This is a genomic window from Bacillus sp. AFS073361 (assembly GCF_002567005.1).
Taxonomy (GTDB): Bacteria; Bacillota; Bacilli; order Bacillales; family Cytobacillaceae; genus Neobacillus.
The window spans coordinates 1-6,320 of record NZ_NUZU01000068.1 but is presented as its reverse complement, the minus strand read 5'-3'; the positions used below and the strand labels follow the sequence as shown (position 1 = coordinate 6,320).

Sequence of the window (6,320 nt, the reverse complement as noted above, 5' to 3'; positions counted from 1 at the left end):
TCTCGCCGGCACCATTTTTTGAGCCATTAGCTCAGTTGGTAGAGCATCTGACTTTTAATCAGAGGGTCGAAGGTTCGAGTCCTTCATGGCTCACTATTTATAATTAAAATAAAAGTTGTGCGGTATTGCCGGGTTCGAAGCCCAATTTTTCCTTCGTTTTCAACTCCTTTGAAAAACTCGTAACATTGCTTTATATCCCCTTTCATCAGCAATCATTTCTGTACAGTTTGTACTTTCCAAGTTTTTAAAATAAGTTTAAATATCCAATAAAAGAAGAAAAAGGATCGTGTTGCAATCCCTTTTAACTCAAGCACTCTTTACTTTAAGTAAAATACTTCACAATCTGCTTCGTTAATCAAATAAAAAAGGCGATGACTTGTTAAACATCGCACCAGTTACTTCTTCCTCTGAAACAGAATAAATTTTCCAACCTTCTTTTGTCCTTTCCAGGATCATTTTTCCATAAAAGGTCGTTTTTTTCTTATTATTACTTGTATATATCAGCTTGTAATGGGCATGCGAAATATTAGTTTTTATTGATATTACCTCAAACTCTAACAAATCTACATGCCCAAAATCCTTAAATATTTTCCCTTATGAAATTCCTATCACCATAAGTTACTCTAATAAAATGATCGTTTAAGGTTTGAATATAACCTTCTGCATCTTTTTCATTTATTCAGTAATCATCGAACTAACCAGAGAAGTTATCATCCTCTCTTCTGATTTAGTAAACCCTGTTAACAATATACTGCAATTAAAAACGATTATTAGTAGAAGTATCTTCTTCAAATAATTCACACCAATGTTTAGATTCAATATTTACCCTATATATCTTCTACTATTAAGAAAAAATTCATTCACAATAGTTCGTTCCACTATTGATTGATAAAAATAAACACAATTACTGTTACAACTGAAACTAATGTCTCAGTACAAACAGTAATAAATTGTATGTGTTTTTCTCAAATATGATTAATCAACCCAGATTCATTTTCTGAAGATCATAATATGATATTATATGAAAAATCAGGTCCATTTTCCTTAACCATCCATAATAGGATGGTTTTGTTTTTAAATAAACCCTTTATGTATTCCTTTTAACCCAACTGATAGCAATAAAGTAACCGATGATAGGTGATATTCCATATCCCATGATTGGTAATGGGAAATTCCCAAATTAAGTTACAATCATCGTCATTAAGAAATAAACTCCTAACGTTAAGGATATGATATTTCTTTTACCGTAAAAAAAGAATGGGCTTAATAATAATAGTAAAGACAGAATACCTAAAACGAACCAGACCATGCCGAGGTCTGCTACTAAAAAGATAATATCTTCTACATAAGGTACTGGTGCTAAATCGTCGAGAAAAACCCACGACATGATAACAAAGACGACAGAAAGAAAAAGACTTACAAACTTTATCTTCCAATGACTATTCTTTTTCCACAAAATAATAGTCGTTGCACAAGCAAATGCAGTTAATTGACCTGCATCTGGATGAAATAACAATATAATTAAGGTAATAAAGTAAAATCCTATGGAATAGATTTCACGATTGTTTAATATTAATTTCCATAACTGAATAATTAATAGTGGCAAAATAATACTTGCTATATATACATTAATGGGTCCAAAAGTTAACCAGCGATGGATCCCGTCTGAACCGGTAAAAAAGAATGGAAAAACTAATAATGCTATGATTACAATGGTTGGAAGAAAATTGCCTTTACTTAATCTTTTTTCCTTATTACGCATTAAATAAATAGAACCCAAAAGGGTACCCAATAACCAGATCAGTATGTTTTGAATCCAAATGCTTGGAGACACACCAGTTGAAACCATAGCAAAAGTTCCTATTAAGATAGCAGGTAACATAAACAAATAAGATAAGGTATTTTTAAAAAAATTCATGTGAAAATCTCCTTTAATTCATTCACAAAAATCTTAACACAAAAGTCATCAACATTTTTGATTTCGTTAATTCTACCTGCCACTTTAGTTTAATAAGAAAAGCTGCACCAGGAAGGGCAGCCAATCTTAAAGTATTGCACCCGGTAGTTTAAGTGAAATTGTTCACAATATTAATCTTTTTGGGAGTTCTCCCTCACTTATATGAAAATAAAAAACCCCCAGCAATATGCTGGAGGGTTAACAAACTTTACTTTTCTTTTTTGGATAAACATTGTTCACAGTCCATCATGTAACTTTCTGCTTGCTCTTGCATATGCTTCCCGCATTCTGTGCATTCCTTCTTTGGCAAATTGCGAAAAAATTCAACTGGACTCATTAACATTGTAAATCCCCCTTTATTAATACAGTTATTAAATGTTTCTGTTGTTATAATACAGTATAAATAAAAAAAAGGAAATTGTACAGTCCTTTTTTAGATAAATCAAAATTTATATTAAGTGTTAAGGTTTGGGTAATTTTCATAACTCCTTTTGAATCAGTAAATAATAAGCAGGAGGTGATAATATGGAACAGGATAAGATTAAACTGACATCTTCTGAAATAGGAACGCTATGGGGAGAGTATATCAATGGTACCATGACAGATGTAGTAAATAGATATATGTTCACTATTATTGAAGATGAATCAATAAAGAATATTTTTGAGGATGCGATCAAGACTTTCGAAAAACAGAAGACAGCCATAAAAGGCTTTTTAGAAAAAGAGGGATTTCCCGTTCCCATTGGATTTACTGAATCGGATCTGAATGAAGGAGCAGGGAGACTTTATTCTGATATCTATTGTTTGAATTATTTACATATTATGACATTGCACGGATTGTTAGGGCATACCACTGCATTTAGTGTTTCTGTAAGAAAAGAACTAAGAGATTTTTACGATCGTTGCGATAACGATGCAAAAAGATTGTATCATAATACCATTGATTTATTACTTGAGAAAGGGGATTTTCAAAGAGATCCTTTCTTTTATCCTGCAGACGAGCCTGAATTTATTTCTAGCACAGATTTTTCAGACGGACTTTTCGCAAAAGAAAGGCGATTATCTGCAATAGAAATGATAAGTATTTCATTAAACATTAAGAAAAGCATTATGGCTAAAACACTTGGTATTGGATTTAGTCAAGTGGCTCAAACAAAGGAATTAAGGAATTTTTTCACGTATGCTGTGGAAGTGGCTGATAAACGTATAAAAACCTTGTCTAAAATCATGCAAGCAGATAATTTACCAGTTCCAAAATCGTGGGAAACAGAGGTAACGACATCAACAGTCTCTCCTTTTTCTGATAAATTAATGTTGTATCATGTAGGCTTCTTCTTCCAAGCAGCACAAAACTATTACGGGGCAGGGTTAGCCTCTTCTATGCGAACAGACCTTGTTACAACTTACGAAAGCTTTATCCTTGGCAATCTAACGGGTACCAAGAAATGGTTTAATCTTATGGTACAGAACAAATGGTTAGAACAGCCGCCACTAGCCCCTAATAGAGCTGAGATTGCAAAAGAAAAATAATGAGTCTACCAAAAGATAAACCGGTAGGAATAATAGGCAAAATAACAGCTCCCATTATTATTGGGAGCTTGCTTCACTTACGAGATCTTCTTCTTTAAAGTTATTCCGGATGAACGTTTCTTCTTCTGATTGGCTCATGATTCCATAAGCTTTGCCGACTGTCCCGCCTTGGTAGGTCCAGAAATAGTTGTGGTCATCATCTATTTCAGAAAAAATGCCCTTTTTCCAATTACCTAAAATGGCTAGTAAATCAGCTTTTTGCGCGAATTCGCTGTTCTTCACTATGGTATAAACTTGGTTAATCGTATCGGGAATCATCGGAATGGCCCCCCATTTTTCTTTTGCTTTCACTTTTTGATGTGTCATTTTGTGCATCACTTCGATCACCGCTTCTTGTGAACTGCTGTCATCAATCCCAATATCATATTGAACTCCGCCAATTTTGGCTGTCTGTTGCTTGTCTGCTTTCTTATTCTCCTTTACCTTCTCTTTTTTGACATTATCTTGAACAGCTTTCGCTTCTACTTTCTCTTGTTTTTCTTCAGATGCGGCCTTATTGTCGCTGAAATTAAATCCTCCGTATTTTACGCCTATTAAAACTGCTAAAATAATCCCAATTATGATCGATGCTTTTGTCACTTCATTCCCCCCTGTTGGTATTGGATAGTTTTAACTTAACAAAAAATTCAGAACTATTCTAGTTAATTTACATAACATAATCCCTTCAAAGAAGACATCTATCGACATTATTACTAGATTTGGATTTACTAGATTAGTTATTATGGGGTTAAGAAGAGTTCTCTATTCCTGTCCGAGATGGACTTTCTGCTAGTATAGTCTTGTGTGATTATATTATTTTACGGTACCGGTGTTTATTTTTTTGTAGAAAAATGCCTATCGAATCTAATGGTCTCGCTGGGAAGTATGTAGTAGTATAGGTATAGCTAAATGTTCTTTATAATGAATTAGCGGAGGGATTTTGTGCGTAATAAAGGGTTCTTATCGTTGGTTGCCGTCGGGTTATTAGTTTCAAGTTCGTCTATTGGTACTGTTAAGGCAGAAGGGGATGAGTATAATTTTTCAAAGAAATTCATTGAACGTCAGGTTGAAAAGCCACTTCAAAAAGGTATCATTGATTCTCATGCGCTAAATCAACTTGAAAAAGTAGTAAAAGGTTCACCGTCATATTCAGCAAAAGGTTTTCATAAAATGGGTGCTGAAAGTAGCGGTATTACTAGTAGTCAAGATTATTTACTTGAGTTGGAGCCCAACAATGATTTTGTTTCTGCTGACGCTACTTCCTATGAAAAACCAATGATTGGTCAATTACTTCCATTGTATGATCTAGATTTTCATAAAGTAGTTGTGCCTAGGGATGGAATTTTATTAGTAGCTGGCGGTGCTAACTCAAGTGCGATTGAGCTAGGATTCGCAACAGTGCAAAAAGATTTTGTTGAGAATGATAAATTAGTATATTTAGGCTCTGAAGTTGATGCGGAAGGGTATGAGTACCAGGCGTACCAAGCTAAAGGTGGTACATACTATGTGGGTGTTCTAGACCTAGATAATGACATATATGATGATAATACAGAAGAAGATTTATATGCAATTGTAACTGGATTTGTAGATAATGTTGCGCCCAATAAGCCGAGTGTAAACAAGGTTGATAACAATGATACAGTTGTGACTGGAAAGGCGGAGTCTGGATCTACCATTACGGTAAAGAGTGGTAATGCAGTACTAGCAACTGCCAAGCCAGCGTCTAATGGTGCTTTCTCAGCAAAGATCGCTGTTCAAAAAGCGGGCACAAAGTTAGCTATCACAGCTAAAGATAGCGCCGGAAATGTTAGTGCAAGTGTAACCGTGACGGTTGCAGATGTTGTTGCCCCAAGCAAACCAGTTGTGAAAAAGGTTGATAATAATGACAAAGTCGTAACTGGAAAAGCAGAGGCCGGCTCTACCGTTACGGTTAAAAACGGAAGCAAAGTATTAGGAACGGCGAAAGCAGCATCGAATGGAGCGTTTTCTGTTAAGATCGCTGTTCAAAAAGCAGGGGCGAAATTAACCGTTAGTGCTAAAGATCGTGCGGGGAATGTAAGTTCAAGTGCTTCGGTAACGGTTGCAGATGTAATTCCACCGAAAAAGCCAACTGTTTATAAAGTAGATGATAATGATAAAAAAGTAAAAGGGAAAGCTGAAGCGAACTCAAGAGTTACCGTGAAAGTAGGAAGCAAAACCCTTGGCTCAGCTAAAGCTGATTCAAAAGGAAACTACTCAGTAAAAATCAAAGCGCAGAAAAAAGGAACAACACTTGCTGTAACTGCAAAGGATAAGGCAGGTAATAAGAGTGCAAAGAGAACGATTGTAGTTGTAAAACATTAAATCTAATCAATGAGCCAAGGGGTAATTCCTTGGTTTTTTGTATTTTACTCTCATTATTAGGAAAGGGGGTGATAGTCATGGAATTCTAAGAGAAGATCTGAAGGAAATTATATGAATATTTTTCCTAGAATAATGTTGACCATAAATCAGTAGAAAAATTTAAACTGTTTGTTGCAAAATGTAAATGAAGGTGCTATTATAATAAAGTTGCTTTTAACGGAAGGCTTAGTAGTTAAAAGTGATAGCGAAAAAAGTTAAAAAATTATATTGACATAATGATAGAGAGTTGATATAATAATAAATGTCGCTTCTGACAAACGAATTGTTCTTTGAAAACTAAACAAACAAGATCGTGCAAACAAACAATATCGTGCAAACAAACAATATCGTGCAAACAAACAATATTAATCGTGTTTTTCTATTAATATAGTAGAACACGAGCCAACGTAAC

Annotated in this window: 5 protein-coding genes and 1 tRNA gene; 3 read left to right on the top strand and 3 right to left on the bottom strand. The window is 34.6% G+C overall.

The features are described 5' to 3' along the window. The first annotated feature begins 20 nt into the window (after positions 1-20). Positions 21-93 (top strand) — tRNA-Lys (locus COJ96_RS25285). 1,087 nt (positions 94-1,180) lie between these two features. On the opposite strand, the gene COJ96_RS25275 is transcribed toward COJ96_RS25285, so the two are convergent. After that, positions 1,181-1,918, bottom strand: coding sequence for a hypothetical protein (locus COJ96_RS25275; protein WP_257148633.1), 738 nt, complete (start codon positions 1,916-1,918; stop codon positions 1,181-1,183). A gap of 247 nt (positions 1,919-2,165) precedes the next feature. Continuing rightward, positions 2,166-2,300 carry a protein YhfH gene (gene yhfH, locus COJ96_RS25270; protein WP_098576542.1) on the bottom strand — a complete coding sequence of 45 codons (135 nt, stop codon included), beginning with the start codon at positions 2,298-2,300 and terminating at the stop codon, positions 2,166-2,168. Between the two features lie 182 nt (positions 2,301-2,482). Here yhfH and COJ96_RS25265 point away from each other — a divergent pair, with 182 nt between their 5' ends. Then, positions 2,483-3,487: a DUF3231 family protein gene (locus COJ96_RS25265; protein ID WP_098576541.1), complete on the top strand. Its 1,005-nt coding sequence runs from the start codon at positions 2,483-2,485 to the stop codon at positions 3,485-3,487. A gap of 57 nt (positions 3,488-3,544) precedes the next feature. Here COJ96_RS25265 and COJ96_RS25260 read toward each other — a convergent pair whose 3' ends face one another. Next, positions 3,545-4,126: a DUF6241 domain-containing protein gene (locus tag COJ96_RS25260; protein ID WP_098576540.1), complete on the bottom strand. Its 582-nt coding sequence runs from the start codon at positions 4,124-4,126 to the stop codon at positions 3,545-3,547. A gap of 342 nt (positions 4,127-4,468) precedes the next feature. Here COJ96_RS25260 and COJ96_RS25255 point away from each other — a divergent pair, with 342 nt between their 5' ends. Continuing rightward, entirely contained in the window at positions 4,469-5,869 is a 1,401-nt protein-coding gene (locus COJ96_RS25255; RefSeq protein ID WP_142333051.1) for an Ig-like domain-containing protein, read from the top strand. Positions 5,870-6,320 lie beyond the last annotated feature (451 nt).